Raw genomic sequence first — 21,206 nt, forward strand, 5'->3', positions numbered from 1 at the left:
ACGCTGTTTTATGTGTTTGTGTTTGTTTTGAACCATGATTAACATGATTTGGGGATTGCCATAATAATGATAGAATCAAGAAATTCTGTTAATCATGGTTCAGAATGATTACTACCTTTATACCGTGCAAAATTTACAACCCGACCCCAAAATACTAATTGATATAGTACAAACCAAAATGCCTTATGGCAAATATAAAGGAACAATTATTGCCGATATACCCATAAGTTACCTCGAATGGATGGCAGGTAAGGGATTTGCCAAAGATAAAATGGGCATGCTGCTTTCAACCACCTTCGAGATCAAAACCAATGGCCTGAACGATATTCTGCTGATGGTAAAAAGATCGCTAAGACAGAGTAAGGGACACTGACGGCCGGATTTATTACTTATTGATGACCATCCTGCTGAAAGGTTTCAAGCGTATATACGACTAAAGAATAAAATCATTGTAATATGAAAAAGTTGATCTTATATGTCGCCGTACTGTTCTTGTTCGTAGGTTGTGCCGACGGACAATCATCCAATAAATTTGCTGTATTACCCAAGCCTAAAACAGGAGAAGCCGAAGCTACTTTTGGAGGAGGCTGTTTCTGGAGCATGAGCGAAGCCCTGTCTGAATTGAAAGGAGTAAAAAAAGTAGTTTCGGGTTATGCCGGTGGCAACACCAAAAATCCAACCTATGAAGAGGTAAGTTCGCAAAGCACCAATCATGCCGAAACGGTTGATGTTATATATGATCCTAAAGTGATCAGTTATGCACAGCTGGCCGAAGCTTTTTTCTTTGCCCATGACCCAACCACGCTCAACAGGCAAGGGCCCGATGAAGGTACTGATTATCGTTCCATCGCTTTTTACCGCACTCCAGAAGAGAAGAATATCCTGTTGGCCACTATCAAAAAGGTTAATGAATCAAAACATTATATTAACCCAATAGTGACCCAGGTTGTACCATATAATGCCTTTTACCCGGCAGAAGCTTACCATCAGGGTTATTACCGGAGCCATCCAAACCAACCGTATATTGTGTCAGTATCAGAACCCAAGGTAATGAAATTCAGAAAAGCTATGGCTGCAGAGTTGAAGCCGGAGTTTAAACCCCTCTAAATCTCCCCTGAAGGGGAGACTTTAAGAAGTAGTTGGTTTAAGACATTTAAAGGTAAAGCCCTCCCCTTCAAGGGTTGGGTGGGGTTTACAACTTATTGAACCAGCCTTTTTTCCAAAATACAAATACCTGAATAATAGCTATCGCGAACATCAGCACAATGGCGTAAACATAGCCATGCTGCCAGTAAAGTTCGGGCATGTTATCTGGGATAACATGACCTTTGTCGTCCTGCCGGGCAAAGTTCATTCCATAAATACCGGCAATAAAAGTAAGCGGGATAAATATCACCGAGATAATGGTAAGTACTTTCATGATCTCGTTCATCCGGTTGCTTACCATAGACAGGTACAGATCGATAATGCTGGAAGTTACCTCTTTATAGTTTTCAATCAGATCCATCGCTTGTATGCAATGGTCATAGGCATCGCGCAGGAACAGTTTTACCTCTGATGTGATCAAAGGGCACTCCGAGCGGATCATATCATTGATCTTATCCCGCTCAGGCCAGCTCGCCCTGCGTATAATGATCAGCGTACGTTTAATTTGCTGCGAATTGAACATGATGCTTTTATCAGCACTGTTGTAAACCTTATCCTCAATAGCATCCAGTTTGTCGCCAATAAGTGCCAGCAGCGTAAAATAGTTATCAATAATGGTATCAATAAGAGCATAGCACATATAGCCTGGCCCTGCGGTGCGTATAGCACCTTTACCAGCTTTAAGTCGTGCCTTTACCGCTTCAAAAAACTCTCCGTGGTCCTCTTCAAAACTAATGATCAGATTGTCTTTAAGTATAGCCGAAAACTGATTGTTTATCAGTTCGTCCTCTTTATTAAAACTCACCATACGACTGGTGCAAAAGGCATAATCATCGTATTCGTCAAATTTAGGACGCTGATGGGTATTGGCAATATCTTCCAGCACCAATGGATTAATATTAAGGTGAGTACCAATATCTTCAATTAAAGTGGCGTCGCCCAAACCGTTAACCTTTATCCAATGGGTATGATTATCGCATTTTTTAAGCTGGTTTAAAATTACTTTAATGTCTTTCCCTTCGGAGGTAACCAGCTCATTTTCGTTATAGGAAAACATGGCAATATGCGGTTTTAGCGCACCGTCGGGTATTACAATTGTACCAGGCCTATCACCAACATTGCCCTGGTGCTTGTTTACTTTGTAGCGTACCCTTTTTATCCTGCTGTCCATTTACAAATAATTAATACTTTGTGGTCCCTGGTTAAATAACAGATCAACAATGCTCAGATTTTTCAGAAAGCCCTTACGATCTTCAAAAACCTGAAAATAAGGTTTTTGTTCCAGTTCTGTTTCTTTTTTTGGATGGATAGAAGCCCTCAGGTCGGCAACAGATGATGGATATTCCGGATGATACTCATCCGTGTATTTAATGTCGGTTTTTATTTTAGTGAGCTTTAGCAGCAGTTGCAAAAGCTCTTCATTATAATCAAAAAGAAAAGGCACCTGTTTTTCCTTTTGGTAAAATGCGGCAAAGTCATCCTCATAATATTCAAAATAAGCCGACCGCCGGTAACACGCACCCAGGCTTTGCCAGTGCAGACGCTGCCATTCAAAATCATAGCTGATCTTCACATCTTTAACCTTAGTATGATTTTTTGACCCTTTTATAACTGGCACGGTAAGAGCCAGCATACCATCGGGTGAGTAAATATTAGCCCGGTTGCGGTAGGTTTGTTTGGGGAAATGCTCTTCTCTTTCTATCAGAATATCAGGTTTATACGCATTTACCTGTACAAAATATTGTACCGGCGGAAGATAAAACATAGGGAACACAGCGCCTTTTTCAATCATATATTTTATGTTTGTGTTCAAAATTGGTTAAAATAATGATAAAAAAAGGGTTTTTGAGGTTAGGTATATTTTTTTTATACCTCATATCGCTGCTTCCCTTTTGGTTTTTGTACATCATATCTGATGTACTGTTTGTTATTATCTACTACCTTGTGCGTTACCGCAGGGATGTGGTTCAACAAAATCTGGCCAATTCCTTCCCCGAAAAAACGACTAAAGAACGTCATGATATCGAATTTAAGTACTATTGTTACCTGGCCGATCTGATCGTTGAAACTATTAAAATGATCACCGTATCAGAAAAAGAGATACAGAAAAGGGTAGTAGCTACCAACTCTGAGCTGGTACATGAGTATTTTGCAAAAGGTAAAAGTATTATAGCCGTAGCCGGTCATTATTGCAACTGGGAAATGGCAGCGCTTAATTTTAATTTTGTTACCGACAAAAGGTTCATGATCGTGTATAAACCGCTGTCAAACGTTACATTCGATGAGTTTTTTATACAGGTACGTTCGCGCTTTGGGGGGCAACCGGTAGCTATGAAACAAACCATGCGCAAAATGGCCGAATACCGCAACGAGCTTACTGTAAGTGTACTGGTGGGCGACCAAACCCCGGTAATGCATGAAGTAAATTACTTTACTAATTTTTTAAATCAACCTACTGCCGTATTTTTGGGCATCGAAAAAATATCAAAAGCTATTGATGCCGCTGTGGTATTTTACGATATGAAACGCGTAAAAAGAGGTTATTACACTTATACATTGGTTCCCTTAACAGAAAACCCCAAACAAACTGCCGAGCATGAAATTACCGATGCTCATGTGCAATACCTGGAAAGCATGATCCGGCGGGAACCGCAATATTGGCTATGGTCGCACCGAAGGTGGAAGTTTAAGCCGGAGGATAAACATAAATGATCAACACACCTAAAGTTGCTGTAGTTATATTAAACTGGAACGGCGTTAAATATCTTAAACAATTCCTGCCATCGGTATTAGCTTCAACCTGGCCGGGGTTGGAAATTGTGATAGGGGATAATGCTTCTGCCGATGATTCCATTTCTTTTTTAAAAGAAAACTATCCGGCTATCCGGATCATTCAAAACGACAAAAATTACGGTTTTACAGGTGGATATAACCGGGTGCTGAACCAGGTTGAGGCCGATTACTATATCCTGCTCAACTCAGATGTAGAAGTAACACCCGGTTGGATAGAACCTGTGATCAGTTTAATGGAAAGTGATGAGCAGATTGCCGCAGCTGCGCCTAAACTGTTGTCGTTTGCGCAAAAAGACCAATTTGAACATGCCGGGGCAGCAGGGGGCTTTATAGATAGTTTTGGTTACCCGTTTTGCCGGGGCCGCATGTTTTATGAGGTAGAACATGATCTGGGACAATACGAGCAATCTGGTGAAGTATTTTGGGCATCAGGCGCGTCATTATTTATTAAAAAGAAATATTGGGATGAAGCAGGTGGCTTTGATGAACACTTTTTTGCCCACATGGAAGAAATAGACTTGTGCTGGCGATTAAAAAATTTGGGTTATAAGGTAATGTACTGCGCTCAATCAACTATATACCATGTTGGCGGGGGCACACTGAACGCCGAAAATCCATTTAAAACCTATCTTAATTTCAGGAACAACCTGTTGCTGCTAAAAAAGAATTTGCCTTTTTGGAGGGCATTTTTTGTGATCAGTATACGTTTTTGCATGGACCTGCTGGCTATATTCAGGTTTATGGCCGAAGGAAAGCGCAAGGATGCCTGGGCTGTAAGCCGTGCCCATCAGAACTTTGTACTGGGCCTGATGGGGATACGGGGTTCCGGGTATGGGGTTCGGGACTTTAATAACCGTACGGACAAAGCGAAACCGCGAACCACGCAACACGCTTCAGGCACCGTTAGCAAAAACCTGAAGGGTATGTACAAAGGCAGTATCGTATGGGCGTTTTTCGCAAAAAAGAAAACCAAATTTACTGATCTTGATCAGGCTGATCTGATTTAGCATCATCATCGGTATCTTTTATCCCGGTTGTCGCTTTTTCTTTGGTCGGGTTACTTATAACCAGGGTTTCTTCTGGCCATATCAAATGTACATCCTGCTGAGGGAGTTGAATCCCTGCCTTGTTCAATACGTTATAAATATCGGCCAGTATCTGGCTTTTAAGTCCAACCCAGGTATTGATATCTGCAGCCCAGAAAAGCACCCTGAAATCAACCGAGCCCGCAGTGAGGTTATGCAGCAGTACCGATGGTTCCGGTATTTGCATAATGTCGTTATGCGCATCCAGTACGCCTTTTAGCAAGCTTTTAACCTTTTCAATATCTGCTCCGTAAGCTACGGTAATAATAAGCTCTACCCGGCGGTTATTATTACTCAGCGTCCAGTTAATTACATGGTGTGATATAAGGTCGCCGTTAGGAATAATTACTTCGGCGCCATCAGCAGTGGCTATTTTGCTGGCCCGTATGCCAATGTCCAGTATAGTTCCGGAACGGCTGTCTACCTCAATAATATCGCCTACCTGTATCGGTTTTTCAAAGGCCAGTATCAACCCGGAAACTAAATTATTTACAATGTTTTGCAAGCCAAAGCCAATACCAATACCAAAGGCACTAATGATGATGGTTATCTTATCAATAGGCACCCCTGATGCTGCTACCGCAAGGAAAAAACCCACTGCAATAACCCCAATCCGGATAAGCAGGGTAGAGGTGCGGTTTTTCTTCTTGAGCACATCCATATCATGCCTGTGTTTGGCAGATACATCATACAGATAACTGATGATCTTGGAACTGATAGAGGATAGCCAGATCACCGCGATAAAGATGATAACACTTTGAAAGGTGAACACGGTATTGGTACCGCCAATACTGCGGTTTGTGGTTAAAAACGCTTCAATATGGTCAAATACCGTATCCTCAACACTCAGGTTTTGAGTAAGCATCACTACCCATAACAAACTTGCTAAAACAGTAAGCACACTCCTGAACTTGTTTTTGAGTAACTGAAAGTCAATATAAGAGCTAAAATTATTGCTGTTCTTGCTGGCCTCCAGTTGTAAAAACAAAGCCTCCATGAGCATTTGTACAATATAATACATAGCCATGGCCAACCATAGGTTATGCACGGCCGTTACCCCAATTATTTTAGCCAGGCTAAAACGACCAAAAACGTTACATAAAAAGGAGGCGATTTGCAGTAAAATAAAAATTTTAAGCACGATACCGGTATACGGTAAGAAACCTTCGGGCGACTTTTTGATAACCGGTAATAACCTGATACTGATATAAGCCGAAGCCAGCCCGAGTAGCAGTACAGCAATCCTGTCGGCGTTAGTAACCTGTATAAACAGGTTACTGATACAATAAAAATTAGTGATGATAAACAACAGCAGCAAATAATTGAACAGTGGTTTAGGGCAGGTTTTCCAGGATATGTATAGTATGGCTGCTATCAGGATCACAAAAAAGGTTTCTAATACAACTACCGGTGGATGGTCATAAAAGTTAGGAACCAGGGTAAAAGCGATGATCAACGCGGAAGCGATAGGATAAAGGATCACATAATTAGCCTGATTAAACACAGCATCGGGCGTATCATTGGCTTTTAATATTTTTTTACGGCTCGAATAAACCCAGGCTAAGAATCCCAATAATACCAGGAGTCCCGAAAGGTGGGTAAGTATATCGCGACCGATAAAAAAGCTGAAAAGCTTGGAGTTCATGGTAGCGGTTTTTGAAAGCGCTTCCTTAAAGTCACTGCCTTCACTGGCTTTCATACTCCATATATTACTGTATTCGGCCGATAATGCCCTTTCGCCAAAGTCCCTTATTTTCTGATCTATCTGATCTTTAAGGTCTAATATCGCTATATATACGGATGAAGTGCGATTTTGCAGCAGCCCGATCTTTACCATCAGCTTTTTATTAACCGTATCCAACCGATGATATTTACTGTCGATGGCTATTTTTTGGATGAGGAAAGTAGTGGCCAGCGAACTGTCGGCCGGCAGGATCTTTAATGTGCTATCTTTGGATATCGCGTTCAGATCGTTCTGATTTTGGATCATTTTGGAGTTGATATCCGCAAGTTCATCCTGCCATCCATCCAGCTTGTCACCCAGGCGGGTTAAAACATCTCTTATCGTATACAAATAACGCAGTGTGCTCGATTTATCATTATCGATCAAAGATTTGATAACGCCCACGCTTTTTTCATAACGGGGCAATTGCGCGCTGATATCAACGGTATCGATCTTTTTGGAAAGATTGGCTTTGATCTGGTTAAAAGCCGAAGTATAATACTCAACTTTTTGTAGTAAATTATTGGTTGATGTATCAGATCGTTTAAGCGCCCGCATCATGGAATCGCGCGATAGAATGGCTGCGCGAAGCGAATCTCTTACTGATCGTGATTTTTTCTTTTTGGTTTGTGCCCATACATCCGCACCAGAAAAAAGGGTGACAAGCAGTAAGCAATAAGCGGTAACTCTATATAATTTATGCATCGGGATAAATACGCTAAACGCCTTGAGTAAATACTTTATTTTAGAAAAGAATCAGATATAAGAATCAAGAATGTTTTCTGTCTTGATTCTTGGCTCTTGATTCTTGTGTCTTATTTTTCATTCACCAGATTTTCAATGGCCAGGCGGTATGAGTCCATGCCAAAACCAGCGATTACGCCCCGGCAATTAGCTGCCAGCATAGAGTGGTGCCTGAACTCTTCGCGTTTATGCACATTAGAAATATGCACTTCAATAACCGGTGTATTGATAGCCGCGATAGCATCGGCAATGGCTATTGACGTGTGTGTATATGCCCCGGCATTAATTACAATTCCGTCATAAGAAAAGCCAATTTCGTGCAGTTTGTTTATAATTTCGCCCTCAACATTACTTTGATAATAATTAATGGTGATGTTTGCATAGCGCTGGCGTAAGGTGTCAAGGTAGGTTTCGAAACTGGAATCGCCATAAATTGATTTTTCGCGTACGCCAAGCAGGTTTAAATTAGGGCCGTTTATAATTTGTATATTCATTAGCTCAAACTTAAAAATAAATCATTTAAAAAAAGTAACAAATTGGAGTGGCGTTCGGCAATAAAAGGTTTTCAGGCCTATTTGAAGTTAGAAAAATCGCTTGCCGATAATTCTATTGAGTCGTACAGCCGTGATATTGAAAAATTATTTCAGTTTGCCGATGCGCAGCAAATTCAATTGAAACCGGAGACCATTACGTTAAGCGATCTGCGCTTATTTATAGCCTGGGTAAATGAACTGGGCATGATCCCATCGTCTCAGGCCAGGATCTTGTCGGGTATCAAAGCTTTCTACAAATATCTGCTGATGGAGGACATCATCAAAACAGACCCCTCGGAATTATTAGAGTCGCCCCGGATACAGCGTAAACTGCCCGATACGCTCAGTTATCAGGACATCAACAGGCTCATAGCGGCCATTGATCTGTCAAAGCCCGAAGGTGTACGTAACAAAGCTATATTGGAAACGTTGTACGGGAGCGGTTTACGCGTTTCTGAATTGACAGAGCTTAAACTGTCAAATTTGTACCTCGATATTGAATTTATAAAAGTAACAGGCAAGGGTAGCAAGGAGCGTTTAGTGCCCATTGGTGCCGAAGCCATTAAGGCGCTTAAAATATGGATTGAGCAGGTAAGGGTGCATACTGCCATTAAAAAAGGTGAGGAGGATATCGTTTTTCTGAACCGGCGGGGTACCAGGTTAAGCCGGGTTTATATTTTTCTGCTGATTAAAGAACTGGCCGAACGTATTGGGTTAAACAAAGCGATCAGCCCGCACACTTTCCGGCACTCTTTTGCTACTCACCTGGTAGAAGGAGGAGCCGACTTGCGGGCGGTACAGGAAATGCTGGGGCATGAAAGTATAACCACCACCGAAATATACACACATCTTGATCGCGAGTACCTGAAAAGTACTATCAGTCAGTTCCATCCGCGTAGTTAATAGGTAAAAATTGTGATGGAATGGTATGGTAATTCCCCGATTGTGGCAGGATTTGCCCAGCTTGTTTTATGAAATTTAATTAACATTACATAATACTGAGTTTAAGTTGGTTTCGGCATTTGAGTTGTTATGGTTAATTAAAGATTAATACCATGTTAGATTATATAGAAGAATTAAATGAGCTAAAGGAGTTGTTTGACGGCTTGGGCAACTATTCGAAAATTAATGCTTACGTGCTTCAGGTACTTTTAGAGCGCTACGATGGCGTGGTTGAACAATTATATTGTATTAATGATCAGGTGTTCCAGTCTTCGGTTGCTACAGTTATTGAAGCGGAAAATGAATTGAATATTTTAATGAACGACGAGCTGCCATCAGTTAAAAAGAAATTGATATTTGAAATAAATAAATTTAAGCTTAAAGTTGCCGTTAACAGCGATCTCAGCAGATACGGACACTATAAGATGATCCAGCAGATCAATTATAATTAATTAATAATAGCCGGTTGGTTAACAAGTAAAATACAATAGGTTTATCAATTTCTGCAAGCCGCTGCCATTTACATGGCAGCGGCTTTTATCATTCTGTCGCGTCCGCTCATGTCCTGTTTTAAAATAATATCAACAAATCCCTTTTTCCGGAGCATTTCAACAGTTTGACTGCCATAATTTTCGTTGATCTCAAAAAATAATAAGCCATTTGCAGGCAGTTGAGCCAGGGCAAAATCGGCAATGGTATGGTAAAATAGCAGGGGATCATCCTCTGGTACAAACAAAGCGCTGTGCGGTTCATGATCAGTCACATTGATATGCATTTGTTGTTTGTCATGAAGTGTCACGTATGGTGGATTACTGACTATTAAATTATACATTTTGAATTTGGTGATTTGGGCCTGCCAGTCCAGAATATCACTATTCATAAAATTAATTTCAACTTTATTTAATGCTGTGTTAACCCTGGCGGTTTGCAGCGCAGTTTCAGATATATCAACTGCCGAAATATCTGCATTCGGCAGATTCTTTTTAAGACTGATGGCAATACAGCCGCTGCCAGTGCCAATATCAAGTATTGCTCCGTCAAATTGATTGCTGTTTTCTGCAAAATGTCCGCCGCAGGTTTCCAATATCCACTCCACCAGTTCTTCGGTCTCGGAGCGGGGTATCAATACCGAGGGGTTTACTTTAAAGGGTAGGCCATAGAATTCCGTTTCGCCTAAAATATATTGTATGGGTTCGCCGGTTTGTAGCCGGGTTAGTATGGTTTTTAACTCTTCGCTTTGTTCGGCGCTTAATTCCCGCTCCGGGAACGCCTTAACAGATGCCTTTGATAACTTACTTATTTCGCTGATAACCAATAAGGTAATGGCTTCTGTTTCCATGCTATCGTAAATATTGTTCAGCTGTTTGTAATCTTTAAAAACATCCTTTATCGTAATCATGCAACAAAAGTAACGATTTAGCCTCACCTAAATCCTCTCCAAAGGAGAGGACTTTTGGAACCCTCTCCTTTGGAGAGGGCAGGGTGAGGCTAAATAATCATGCAACAAAGTAACATAAAAGCTACTTTTGCAACATGCTTAAACATGAAAAATATATGCAGCGCTGCCTGGAGCTGGCCCAATTGGGTGCCGGACGGGTGAGTCCGAACCCAATGGTTGGGGCAGTTGTAGTTCATGACGACAAAATAATAGGCGAGGGCTATCACCAAAAATATGGCGAGGCCCATGCCGAAGTGAATGCCATTGCCCAGGTAACCTCGCGGTTTGACAATGCTGCGGAATTGTTAAAGCAATCCACCATATATGTTTCATTGGAGCCTTGTGCGCATTACGGTAAAACCCCGCCCTGTGCCGATCTGATCATCAAACATCAGATCCCCCTTGTTGTAGTAGGCTGCCGGGATACCTTTGAGCAGGTGGATGGCAAGGGTATAGCCAAATTAAAAGCTGCCGGTATTGAGGTAATAGTGGGTGTGTTAGAAAAAGAGAGCCAATGGCTTAACCGCCGTTTTTTTACACGGATACAAAAGCACAGGCCATATATTATATTAAAATGGGCGCAAACTAACGATGGTTTTTTTGCTCCTGATGACAATAGCCAGTTTTGGATCACCGGCCAACAATCGCGCAGGTTGGTGCACCGGTGGCGCAGTGAAGAGGATGCCATATTGGTGGGTAAAAACACGGTAGCCATTGACAATCCAAAGCTTAACGTGCGCTATTGGGAGGGAAGATCGCCTAAAAGGGTAGTGATTGACCGGCGACTGGAATTGGATAAGGACTTGAATGTGTTTGATCAATCTGTTGAAACATTCATATTTAATGAGGTTAAATTTGATGTAGACGGTAAAAATAAATACATAGCCCTGGAAGATTTTGACCGTTATGTACCCCAGTATATTTTGTATCAGTTATACCTGCAGGATATCCAGTCGATTATTATTGAAGGCGGCGCCCGTACACTGGAAAGTTTTATAGAAGCAGGTTTGTGGGACGAAGCCCGGGTATTTACCGGGAAAACCGTATTAAAAAAAGGTATAAAAGCCCCGCAAATAACAGGTATAATTGCAGAAGAATTATCATCGGGCGATGACCGCTTGATGATAGTAGTGAATGGTGAGTAGTGAGTTGTGAAAACGTAATGTAAAGTGATTGCCTCTAAAGTTATGGTCTTTACTATTACTCACCGCTCGCAGCCCATCGCTCACCATTCACTACTTACCAATAACTATCCTATATCATGCTCTACGTTTTTTTAAGTATTTGCTGCAGCGTTGTAGTGTCGGTTTTGTTGAAACTGGCCAAGCGCTATCATATAGATGTATTTCAGGCCATCACCTGGAACTACTCCATGGCTATATTGCTTACCTGGATATTCTTTAAACCGCAACTTGTTATCAGTTTTGAAGGCGCTCCAATTTATAATTACATAGCACTCGGTATTTTATTTCCTTCGTTGTTTGTGATCATGGCCTCGTCTGTAAGATTGGCAGGTATTGTTCGTACTGATGTGGCGCAGCGGCTGTCATTGTTCATTCCCATTTTCGCGGCATTTTTTATATTCAATGAGGCTAAGGATACCCTGAAGATCATTGGCATTGTATTGGCCTTTATTGCCATCCTGTGCTCCATCCCCTGGCAAAAAGCCTCACGCGATAAGGCAGCCAAAATCTCCTGGATCTATTTATTGATCGTTTTTTTAGGTTTTGGGGTTATTGATGTGCTTTTAAAACAAATAACCAAGGTGAGCAAAGTACCGTTCACATCAGCCATTTTTGTGATCTTTATACTGGCCTTCGCGCTTTCCATGATCGGATTGATTTACCAGGTGGCTACCAAAAAAACAAAATTCTCCTGGCCACATATCCTTATCGGGTGGATACTGGGTTTGGCTAACTTTGGCAACATCCTGTTTTATTTAAAGGCTCATCAGGCCCTGGCTAATAGCCCTTCGGCCGTGTTCTCATCCATGAACATTGGCGTTATTATAGTAGGTACTTTTATAGGGATATTTATATTCAAAGAAAAACTGAGCACGCTCAATAAAGTTGGTATAGTAATAGCCGTGCTGGCCATTGTGGTTATCTATTTCCCGCAACTTTTTTAATTATTGAATTATTGAGTTAGTGAATTAGTGATTTATTTGATTTTTAAATTGGTTTTTAGCTTTATGCTTTAGGCCTTCTGCTTTCCGCTTGAAAAAAATGCTTTTTGACGATACTTATAAAACTATAGAACAGCCAACTGAAGGCATCTTCCGCGATCGGGGGAGTAAATTTCTGGCCTTTGCCCATCCTATCAATTCTGAGAATGATATCAAAGGCATTGTAGCCAGTTTAAAATCAGAACATCCAAAAGCTAATCACCATTGCTGGGCCATGCGTTTAAGTATCGACAGGTCGGTGTTCAGGGTTAATGACGATGGCGAGCCTTCGGGCACTGCCGGCCGGCCGATACTTAATACACTATTATCCCGTGATCTGACCAACGTTGTGGTTGTGGTAGTACGCTATTTCGGCGGTACGCTGTTAGGCGTCCCCGGTTTAATTAATGCCTATAAAGTAGCTACTGAAGAGGCTTTAAATCAGGCAACCATCATTCATAAAACCGTGAACGATATTTATATCGTCAGCTTTGATTATCTGCAGATAAATGATGTGATGCGGATTATTAAAGATGATAACCTCGTGATCCTCAACCAACAATTTGATAACGATTGCCGCATCCAGGTTTCCATCCGCAAAACCCAGGTGGAGCAAACTTTGTTTAAGATCAGCAAGATAAATGGCGCTGTAGCGAAATACGATCACAGTCTTTGAGAGAGGAGTGAGAGTCAAGAAACAAGAATCAAGAGTTAAGACGAGGAAAGTAAAAGTAAATCAAGTAGTTAAATCCTGACTCTTGATTCTTGCCTCTTGGTTCTATAATTCCCGGCATAAATGACTATTTTAGTCGGAATATGCAATCTTTTGAAATCGATAAAACCGACCTGCTCCGCATTAAAGCCGCTTTGGAAAGCGATGATGTTGAGTTAGAGAAAGTTCTGCAGGGATACCACGCCTCTGAGATTGCTATACTGTTTGAGAAACTTCCGCAGGAAGCCAAAGAACGCATCATCAATATCCTGCCAACTGACATTGCATCGGAAGTAATTTCGGAAATGGACGAAGAACACCATCCTGAAGAACTGCTGGTGAACCTTGACCCCGAGAAACGTACCGAGATTGTTGAGGAGTTGGATTATGATGACGCTACTGACATTATCTCGCAGTTGGATGAAGAGCAGCAGCATGAGATCCTGAAAGATATTGACCAGGAGGATGCCAGCAGCATCCGCGCGCTGCTCAGTTATGACGAGGATACAGCGGGTGGTTTGATGAACTCTGATGTTATCCGTGTAAATATTAACCTGGATAAAAAGGAGGCGCTTGATGAGATCATCCATCAGTCGGAAGAGATGGAGGATCTGTACACCATTTACGTGGTTGATGATGCGGTTACGTTAAAAGGCATTCTCTCCATAAAAAAATTGATCAAGGCAAAAGCCGACGCGCAGATCAGAGACCTGGTGCAAACAACCTTTGTATATGTAAAGGCCGATGTTGACCAGGAAGAAGTGGCCCGTTTAATATCGCAATATAACCTTACCAATATCCCGGTGGTTGATGAACATATGAAACTGCTGGGACGCATTACGGTAGATGATATCATCGACGTAATGGAGGAGGAGAATACCGAGGACATTCTGAAAATATCGGGTGTATCTGAAGACGAAGAGCTGAGCGGTAACTGGAAAGACGCGGTAAAAAGCCGTTTGCCCTGGCTGATCATCAACCTGGGTACCGCCTTCCTGGCCGCATCTATCATTCGTAATTTCGATGCAACGGTAGCCAAGCTTTCTATCATTTCGGCTTACATGACCATTATCGCGGGTATGGGTGGTAACGCGGCTACACAGGCCCTGGCAGTTACAGTGAGGCGTATTTCATTGAACGATCTGAGCGACAAACAAGCTTATAATACCGTACTGAAAGAGTTTTTGGTAGGTATGATTAACGGCGCCGCCAATGGTTTGATCGTTTTTATAGTGGCATTTTTCTATGATGCCAACCCTATGCTGGGCCTGGTGTTGTTTTTGGCCATGACTGGTAACCTGATCATCGCTGGTTTAACAGGCGCGTCTATCCCGCTGATATTAAAGCGGGTAGGCATCGATCCGGCAGTGGCATCATCCATCATTATTACCACATTTACAGATTGTATAGGCTTTTTATTACCGCTTTGGCTGGCCACAAAGCTTTTGTTGCATCATTAATTAATTATTGAATTATTGATTTAGTGAATTAGTGATTTGGCAAGTGTTTGTAATTTAGGTAGTTATTGGATTGTTGAGGCTTGATTGAATAGGGTGGTTAGGATTCTGTTAATTCTTTAATTCTGTAAATTCTGATTCAAGACAATAAATCGCTAAATCACTAATTCACTAAATCACTAATTATTCTAAATTTGAACCATCAAAATCATAACAGAAATGACCGAGGTAAGATACAATTGGACAAAAGAAGAAATAGCTGAAATATACCATACCCCACTGCTCGACCTTGTTTACAAGGCCGCAACCATACACCGCGAAAATAAGGACTATGCCGAAGTGCAGATCAGTTCACTGATCTCGATTAAAACCGGCGGCTGCTCCGAAGATTGCGCGTATTGCCCGCAAGCAGCGCGTTATAATACCGGTGTTAATGTACACGCCATCATGCCTAAAGACGAAGTGATAGCTGCGGCCGAAAAAGCTAAAGCCGGTGGTGCCTCACGTTTATGTATGGGCGCTGCCTGGCGCGAAGTACGTGACAACCGCGACTTTGACAAGGTAATTGATATGGTAAAAGCGGTTAACTCCCTGGATATGGAAGTTTGCTGTACCTTGGGTATGCTTACCGAAAGCCAGGCACAGCGTTTGGCCGATGCCGGTCTGTATGCCTACAACCACAACCTGGATACTTCTGAGGAAGATTATAAGCGCATCATCACTACCCGTACTTATGATGAGCGTTTACAGACACTGGAGCACGTGCGTAAAGCTAAAATTACCGTGTGCAGCGGTGGTATCATTGGTTTGGGCGAAACGGTAGAAGATCGTATATCGATGCTTAAAACGTTATCAAACCTGCCTAAACATCCGGAATCAGTGCCGATCAACGCATTGGTGCCTGTGCAAGGTACGCCGCTGGCCGATCAGCCAAGGGTATCTGTTTGGGATATGGTGCGCATGATTGCTACTACCCGTATCATTATGCCAAAAACGGTAGTGCGCCTTTCGGCAGGTCGTACAGAAATGAGCGTGGTTGAGCAGGCGTTTTGTTTTATGGCAGGTGCCAACTCTATTTTCGCCGGTGAAAAATTATTAACCACACCAAACCCATCATTTGATACCGATATGGCGATGTTTGAATTACTTGGCTTGTCACCACGCAAGGCTTTCAAAAATGGCCGTCCTAATGAAGTTAAAGAAGAAGTTGAGGCAGCAGGATAATCCTGTTTGAAATAAAAGAGACACATGTAATGTGTCTCTACGTTATGATTTTTTGTAGAGACGCATCACATGCGTCTCTTTTTGTTTAGTGGCTGTCATGCTGAGCTTGTCGAAGCATGGTGGGAGGGCCTCTGCGCGCGATCCTTCGATAGGCTCAGGATGACAGGGCCATCAATATCAAATTAGTCCCTCATATTAATATACTGCAACGGCTGGCCAAAGTTTTCGCCGCGGCACAGGCTGATCACGGCTTGCAGGTCGTCAATTTTTTTACCCTGCACACGTACCTGGTCGTCCATGATGGAAGCCTGTACTTTAAGGCCGCTGTCTTTTATCTTTTTAACGATCTTTTTTGCTGCTTCTTTATCAATGCCTTCTTTAACTTTAATCTCCTTGCGGATCATATTGCCCGATGCATATTGCTCTTTACCAAAATCCAAAGCGTTGGAGTCCAGGTGCTGTTTCACCATACGGCTGATGATGGAATCCTGGATGGCTTTTAAGCGCATATCATTCTCAGTAACGATGGTGATCTCATTGGTTTTTTTATCCAGGTCGATAGTGCTTTTTGAATCGTTAAAATCGTAACGGTTCAATATCTCTTTTTTTGCGGTATTGATAGCGTTATCAAGCGTTTGTCCGTCTATCTTGCTTACTATATCAAATGTGGGCATAAGTAAATGGTTTTATAAATGTTCACAAAACTAAGTAATTTATAGTTTATAGCGTATAGTTCTTAGTTGATGGTTCATAGATCATGGTTCATGGTCGCTGGTTGATGAATTGTTAAAATATTATTCATGACTTTCGGTTTATTGAATATATCAATCTTTATAATTAATATAAGGCCTTAAACTATCAACTATTAACTGTGAACCATGAACCATCGCCTATGAACAATGGCCCCATGAACTATGTGTGAATAAAAACTCGTTAAATACTAATGAGTTAATATTAAGTTAACAAATAAATAAGCAGTTTTGTAAAAGTGAGCCCAGGCGGGCAATTTATATGGATAAACAGGTTCCCTTAATAAACAGAGAGATAAGTTGGTTATATTTTAACGATAGGGTTTTGCAGGAAGCTGCCGACCCAACTGTTCCACTAATTGAACGGGTAAGGTTTTTAGCCATATTTTCATCCAATCTTGACGAATTTTATCGTGTACGGGTAGCTACTATGAGCCGCTTGGCCAACCTGAACGAAAAATCAAAGGAAATTCTGGGTTATAATCCCAAAAAGATCCTTAACCAGATCAAAAACCTGGTTGTAAAGCAGGAGCGCAAATTCAATAACCTTTATGAAAATATCATAGTAAAGGAACTTGCCGAAGAAAAGATCTTTTTGCTGAACGATAAGCAGCTTAATGTAACCCGCGGCGCCTTTGTTAAAACCTACTTTAGGGAAAAGCTATTGGCTACGCTGGTGCCCATTATGTTGGATGATACCATGCCGCTGCCCGAACTGCGCGATAGAGCTATTTACTTTTTTGTAAAGCTCACCAAAAATAAAAAAACAAGGTTCGCGCTTATAGAGTTCCCGGATAATCTTTCCAGGTTTATAGCGCTGCCCGAAACCAATAATCTGAAGTTTATCATTCTGCTGGATGATATTATCAGGTATAGTCTGGAAGATATATTCTTCATTTTCAACCACGACAGCATCGAGGCTTATTCCTTGCAGCTCACCCGCGACGCGGAGCTCGATCTGGATAAAGAAGTGAGTGAAAAGTTTATCGATTCGTTATCCAAAAGCCTGCAAAAACGCAAAAAGGGTAAACCCATGCGTTTGCTTTATGATAGCGAAATGCCGCTGGATATGTTAAAGTACCTGGTGAACAAGATGGGCCTGCATGGCGAAAGCCTGATTCCTGGTAACAGGTATCACAATTTTAAAAATTTCATCTCGTTTCCTAACGTAGGCCGGCCCGAGCTGGAATACCCTAAATATCCCCCATTGCCAGTTGAGGATCTGTCGTTTGGTAAAAGTTTGATTGGGCTGATCGCTAAAAAGGACTACCTGGTGAGTACACCATACCAGTCGTTCGATTATATTATCCATTTTTTACGTGAAGCCGCTATCGATCCCAAAGTAAGGGAGATCAGCATTGCAGTATACCGCCTGGCCGAAAACTCCCGGGTGATACACGCGCTCATCAATGCCGCCAAAAATGGCAAAAAGGTAAACTGCCTGGTTGAGCTGCGTGCCCGGTTTGATGAGCAAAACAATATTTTCTGGAGCAACAGGCTCGAAGAGGAAGGCGTGAACGTATTGTATGGCGTGGCTGGTTACAAAGTGCACTCCAAAATATGCCTGGTTACCCGTTTAGAAAAACGTAAACTGGCCTATTATGCTTGCCTTTCAACAGGCAATTTCAACGAAAAGACGGCCCGTATCTATGCGGATCATACCTTGTTTACAGCTAATCCTAAAATCACCGGCGATCTGGTATTGGTTTTCAGGGCCCTATATAAAAACGCTTTGCCAAAAGGGCTCAAGAATTTAATAGTATCACCTATTGATTCGCGACCGGCTATTTACCGGTTGATCGACAACGAGATTAAAAATGCCAAGGCGGGTAAAAAGGCTTACATGATATTAAAAATGAACAGCCTCGCCGATGAGGACCTGATCACTAAGCTTTACACTGCCAGTAATGCCGGCGTTAAGATCAGGATGATCATCCGCGGGATGTGCTGCCTGATACCCGGCGTGAAGGGATATAGCGAAAATATTGAAGTGATCAGCATTGTTGATAAATACCTGGAGCATGCCCGTGTGCATATTTACTGCAATGGCGGTAACGAGTTATTGTATTTAACATCTGCCGATTTTATGACCCGTAACATTGATAACCGCATAGAGGTTGGTTTCCCGATATATGACGAGCAGTTACGCAAGGAGATCAGAGATGTAATTGATATACAACTGCATGATAATACCAAGGCCCGCGAAATAAACAGCCAGAACAATAACAAATATCATAAAACCCACTCTGCCGAGTCGCATCGCGCGCAGATTGAAATATATAATTATCTAAAAGCTAAAAATAAATAAATTGAGATACGCCGCTATAGACATAGGTTCAAACGCCGTGAGGCTTTTGATTGCTGACATTATTGAAAACAATGGTTCGGTTTCTTTTAAAAAGAATACCCTGATCAGGGTACCATTACGTTTGGGCGATGACGCGTTTATACAGCACCATATTTCTGAGCGTAAAACCAATGATCTTTTAAAGGCGATGCAGGCTTTCCGTAACCTGATGGATGTGTATAAGGTAACTGATTACCTGGCCTATGCCACATCGGCTATGCGCGAAGCCGAAAATGGGGAAGAGGTGGCCAAACTGATTAAACAGGAAGCCAATATTGATCTGGAGATTATCCACGGATCAAAAGAAGCCAAAGTGATCTACGCCAGCCATGCCGACCAAAACATCGATAAAAGTAAAAACTACCTTTACATTGATGTGGGTGGCGGCAGTACCGAGCTTTCCCTGTTTTCAACCGGTCAGCTCATGGCATCCAAATCATTCAACATAGGTACCATCAGGATACTGGATAACCAGGATACCGAAGAAACCTGGAACGAAATGAGGGATTTTATACGCGAACATACCCGCGGCTTTAAACAGCTGGCAGGTATTGGCACCGGCGGCAACATTAACAAATTGTACAAACTCTCTGAAGAAGAAAACGAAGCGCCGCTGAGCTTTAACAAGCTCCGCCAGCTTTATACTTACCTCACATCTTTCTCCCTTAAAGACCGTATTAACGTGCTTGGCCTTAATCAGGACCGCGCCGATGTGATCATACCTGCCTGCGAAATATATCTTACCGTTATGAAAAATGCCGGTATTAAGAGTATTTACGTACCCAGGGTAGGTATGGTTGATGGTATTATTCAATTACTTATCGAAAAGAATTTATAAAAACTTAACGTAAAATTATTTTTACAAATTTGTTTATTAATTTCAAAACTCTTATTATATTTGTAGTGCCCTCTCAAGGGCATGTTTTTCATAGGTAGATGTAGGGTCGGGTACTTGTTATTCGACCCTTTTTTATGCCCGTAACTTTGGTATGTTTGCGTTGCTGTTGAAGGATTAATTATGAAGAAGAAGATCGTAGTTGCCATTACGGGTGCCAGCGGCGCTATTTACGCTCGCCTGTTGTTAGAAAAGCTAAGCCAGTTAAAAGATCAGGTACAGGAAGTAGCCGTTGTAATGTCTGACAATGCCAAGGACGTTTGGCGTTTTGAGCTCGATAATGAAGACTTTAGTCAGTACGATTACCACTTTTATGCTAAAAATGACTTTATGGCTCCCTTTGCCTCCGGGTCGGCCAGGTTTGATACCATGGTGATCGTTCCCTGCTCTATGGGTACGCTGGGCCGCATAGCAGCCGGTATCTCCGACGATCTGATCACCCGCGCTGCCGATGTGATCCTTAAGGAACGCCGCAAACTGATCCTGGTAGCCCGCGATACCCCTTTAAACCTCATCCATATTCGCAATATGGAAACGGTGACCCAAGCAGGCGGTATCATCTGCCCGGCCATCCCCTCATACTACAGCAAACCCAAAACAATCGAAGAACTGGCCATGACGGTAATAAACCGCGTAATTGACCTCATTGGCCTGGAAAACGAAAGCTACAGGTGGAACGGGGAGTAATACCCGGTTTATGTGATGGAGCTTAGATGAAATGTTAAGTGTTATTTGTTTGAGAAAAAGTTTTATATTGCCTTAACTTAAACTTTAAAGCATTTTAAAAATGAAATCTAAATCAACTGCGTACATCTTATGGTTTTTTCTTGGTCTTATAGGCGTTCATAAATTTTATTTAAATAAAACAGGTATGGGAATACTATATTTTTTTACCTGCGGAATATTTTTTATAGGCTGGTTCATTGATTTGTTTACATTAGGCAGTCAAGTTGATACATATAACGCATTATTTGGACGATTTGGTAATGCAAACCATAATAATAACGTGAATAATATAGTTGTAAACGTTCCACACGCAGTTCAGAAAGAACAGTCAAGCCTTTCAGATCAATTACATAAACTATACGATCTTAAAGAAAAGGGTATTTTGACAGAAGAAGAGTATAATATTCAAAAAAGCAAGGTATTGTCTTAAGGGAAATATTTCGCTTTTAGCCTGTAATCGGTGTTATCACCGTACCCTCATTGCTGGTTGACATTCTATTCATAAAATATACATGATAGTGGTGCGAT

21 protein-coding genes are annotated in these 21,206 nt (G+C 41.8%); 15 read left to right on the plus strand and 6 right to left on the minus strand.

The features are described 5' to 3' along the window. The first annotated feature begins 94 nt into the window (after nucleotides 1–94). Together AB6735_RS07450 and msrA are read left to right on the plus strand one after the other, a co-directional pair. Nucleotides 95–373 (plus strand): DUF3820 family protein, encoded by a 279-nt coding sequence (locus tag AB6735_RS07450; protein WP_370995269.1) that lies wholly within the window; start codon nucleotides 95–97, stop codon nucleotides 371–373. Between the two features lie 83 nt (nucleotides 374–456). Beyond that, nucleotides 457–1,107 (plus strand): peptide-methionine (S)-S-oxide reductase MsrA, encoded by a 651-nt coding sequence (msrA, locus tag AB6735_RS07455; protein WP_370995270.1) that lies wholly within the window; start codon nucleotides 457–459, stop codon nucleotides 1,105–1,107. Nucleotides 1,108–1,192: 85 nt separating this feature from the next. Here the strand turns inward: msrA and corA are convergent, their stop codons facing one another. Both corA and AB6735_RS07465 read right to left on the minus strand, forming a co-directional pair. After that, nucleotides 1,193–2,317: a magnesium/cobalt transporter CorA gene (corA, locus tag AB6735_RS07460; RefSeq protein WP_370995271.1), complete on the minus strand. Its 1,125-nt coding sequence runs from the start codon at nucleotides 2,315–2,317 to the stop codon at nucleotides 1,193–1,195. Next, entirely contained in the window at nucleotides 2,318–2,959 is a 642-nt protein-coding gene (locus tag AB6735_RS07465; protein WP_370995272.1) for a WbqC family protein, read from the minus strand. Between the two features lie 14 nt (nucleotides 2,960–2,973). On the opposite strand from AB6735_RS07465, the gene AB6735_RS07470 reads away from it, so the two are divergent. Continuing rightward, entirely contained in the window at nucleotides 2,974–3,858 is an 885-nt protein-coding gene (locus AB6735_RS07470) for a lysophospholipid acyltransferase family protein (RefSeq protein WP_370995273.1), read from the plus strand. Beyond that, nucleotides 3,855–4,946: a glycosyltransferase family 2 protein gene (locus AB6735_RS07475; protein ID WP_370995274.1), complete on the plus strand. Its 1,092-nt coding sequence runs from the start codon at nucleotides 3,855–3,857 to the stop codon at nucleotides 4,944–4,946. The genes AB6735_RS07470 and AB6735_RS07475 overlap by 4 nt, the downstream gene beginning before the upstream one ends. Here AB6735_RS07475 and AB6735_RS07480 read toward each other — a convergent pair. Together AB6735_RS07480 and aroQ are read right to left on the minus strand one after the other, a co-directional pair. Beyond that, nucleotides 4,915–7,452 carry a mechanosensitive ion channel family protein gene (locus AB6735_RS07480; protein WP_370995275.1) on the minus strand — a complete coding sequence of 846 codons (2,538 nt, stop codon included), beginning with the start codon at nucleotides 7,450–7,452 and terminating at the stop codon, nucleotides 4,915–4,917. The genes AB6735_RS07475 and AB6735_RS07480 overlap by 32 nt on opposite strands. Nucleotides 7,453–7,562: 110 nt before the next feature. Beyond that, nucleotides 7,563–7,985, minus strand: coding sequence for a type II 3-dehydroquinate dehydratase (aroQ, locus tag AB6735_RS07485; protein WP_370995276.1), 423 nt, complete (start codon nucleotides 7,983–7,985; stop codon nucleotides 7,563–7,565). 42 nt (nucleotides 7,986–8,027) lie between these two features. Between aroQ and xerD the strand changes: the two genes are divergently transcribed. Together xerD and AB6735_RS07495 are read left to right on the plus strand one after the other, a co-directional pair. Next, nucleotides 8,028–8,927 carry a site-specific tyrosine recombinase XerD gene (gene xerD, locus AB6735_RS07490; RefSeq protein WP_370995277.1) on the plus strand — a complete coding sequence of 300 codons (900 nt, stop codon included), beginning with the start codon at nucleotides 8,028–8,030 and terminating at the stop codon, nucleotides 8,925–8,927. A gap of 152 nt (nucleotides 8,928–9,079) precedes the next feature. Further along, nucleotides 9,080–9,418: a hypothetical protein gene (locus tag AB6735_RS07495; protein WP_370995278.1), complete on the plus strand. Its 339-nt coding sequence runs from the start codon at nucleotides 9,080–9,082 to the stop codon at nucleotides 9,416–9,418. A 68-nt stretch (nucleotides 9,419–9,486) separates the two neighbouring features. On the opposite strand, the gene prmC is transcribed toward AB6735_RS07495, so the two are convergent. Further along, entirely contained in the window at nucleotides 9,487–10,365 is an 879-nt protein-coding gene (prmC, locus tag AB6735_RS07500; protein ID WP_370995279.1) for a peptide chain release factor N(5)-glutamine methyltransferase, read from the minus strand. Nucleotides 10,366–10,499: 134 nt separating this feature from the next. On the opposite strand from prmC, the gene ribD reads away from it, so the two are divergent. From ribD to bioB, 5 genes are all read left to right on the plus strand, one after another. Continuing rightward, complete coding sequence (gene ribD / locus AB6735_RS07505; RefSeq protein WP_370995280.1) at nucleotides 10,500–11,549, plus strand: bifunctional diaminohydroxyphosphoribosylaminopyrimidine deaminase/5-amino-6-(5-phosphoribosylamino)uracil reductase RibD; 1,050 nt, start codon at nucleotides 10,500–10,502, stop codon at nucleotides 11,547–11,549. A gap of 116 nt (nucleotides 11,550–11,665) precedes the next feature. After that, nucleotides 11,666–12,532 carry an EamA family transporter gene (locus tag AB6735_RS07510; RefSeq protein ID WP_370995281.1) on the plus strand — a complete coding sequence of 289 codons (867 nt, stop codon included), beginning with the start codon at nucleotides 11,666–11,668 and terminating at the stop codon, nucleotides 12,530–12,532. Nucleotides 12,533–12,629: 97 nt separating this feature from the next. Beyond that, nucleotides 12,630–13,244 (plus strand): YigZ family protein, encoded by a 615-nt coding sequence (locus AB6735_RS07515; RefSeq protein WP_370995282.1) that lies wholly within the window; start codon nucleotides 12,630–12,632, stop codon nucleotides 13,242–13,244. Nucleotides 13,245–13,384: 140 nt separating this feature from the next. Continuing rightward, nucleotides 13,385–14,740: a magnesium transporter gene (gene mgtE, locus AB6735_RS07520; protein ID WP_370995283.1), complete on the plus strand. Its 1,356-nt coding sequence runs from the start codon at nucleotides 13,385–13,387 to the stop codon at nucleotides 14,738–14,740. A gap of 216 nt (nucleotides 14,741–14,956) precedes the next feature. Then, nucleotides 14,957–15,961, plus strand: coding sequence for a biotin synthase BioB (gene bioB / locus AB6735_RS07525; protein WP_370995284.1), 1,005 nt, complete (start codon nucleotides 14,957–14,959; stop codon nucleotides 15,959–15,961). 182 nt (nucleotides 15,962–16,143) lie between these two features. On the opposite strand, the gene AB6735_RS07530 is transcribed toward bioB, so the two are convergent. Next, nucleotides 16,144–16,635, minus strand: coding sequence for a YajQ family cyclic di-GMP-binding protein (locus AB6735_RS07530; protein ID WP_166085139.1), 492 nt, complete (start codon nucleotides 16,633–16,635; stop codon nucleotides 16,144–16,146). A gap of 337 nt (nucleotides 16,636–16,972) precedes the next feature. Between AB6735_RS07530 and ppk1 the strand changes: the two genes are divergently transcribed. The 4 genes from ppk1 to AB6735_RS07550 all read left to right on the plus strand — a co-directional run bounded on the left by ppk1 (nucleotide 16,973) and on the right by AB6735_RS07550 (nucleotide 21,108). After that, nucleotides 16,973–19,018 carry a polyphosphate kinase 1 gene (ppk1, locus tag AB6735_RS07535; RefSeq protein WP_370995285.1) on the plus strand — a complete coding sequence of 682 codons (2,046 nt, stop codon included), beginning with the start codon at nucleotides 16,973–16,975 and terminating at the stop codon, nucleotides 19,016–19,018. 1 nt (nucleotide 19,019) lies between these two features. After that, the gene (locus AB6735_RS07540) at nucleotides 19,020–19,895 is read left to right on the plus strand and encodes an exopolyphosphatase (RefSeq protein ID WP_370995286.1); all 876 of its coding nucleotides are present in this window, start codon (nucleotides 19,020–19,022) and stop codon (nucleotides 19,893–19,895) included. A gap of 180 nt (nucleotides 19,896–20,075) precedes the next feature. Further along, the gene (locus tag AB6735_RS07545; protein ID WP_370995287.1) at nucleotides 20,076–20,639 is read left to right on the plus strand and encodes a UbiX family flavin prenyltransferase; all 564 of its coding nucleotides are present in this window, start codon (nucleotides 20,076–20,078) and stop codon (nucleotides 20,637–20,639) included. Between the two features lie 100 nt (nucleotides 20,640–20,739). Then, complete coding sequence (locus tag AB6735_RS07550) at nucleotides 20,740–21,108, plus strand: NINE protein (RefSeq protein ID WP_370995289.1); 369 nt, start codon at nucleotides 20,740–20,742, stop codon at nucleotides 21,106–21,108. Nucleotides 21,109–21,206 lie beyond the last annotated feature (98 nt).

The sequence above is a fragment of the Mucilaginibacter sp. RCC_168 genome (assembly GCF_041355315.1).
GTDB lineage: Bacteria > Bacteroidota > Bacteroidia > Sphingobacteriales > Sphingobacteriaceae > Mucilaginibacter.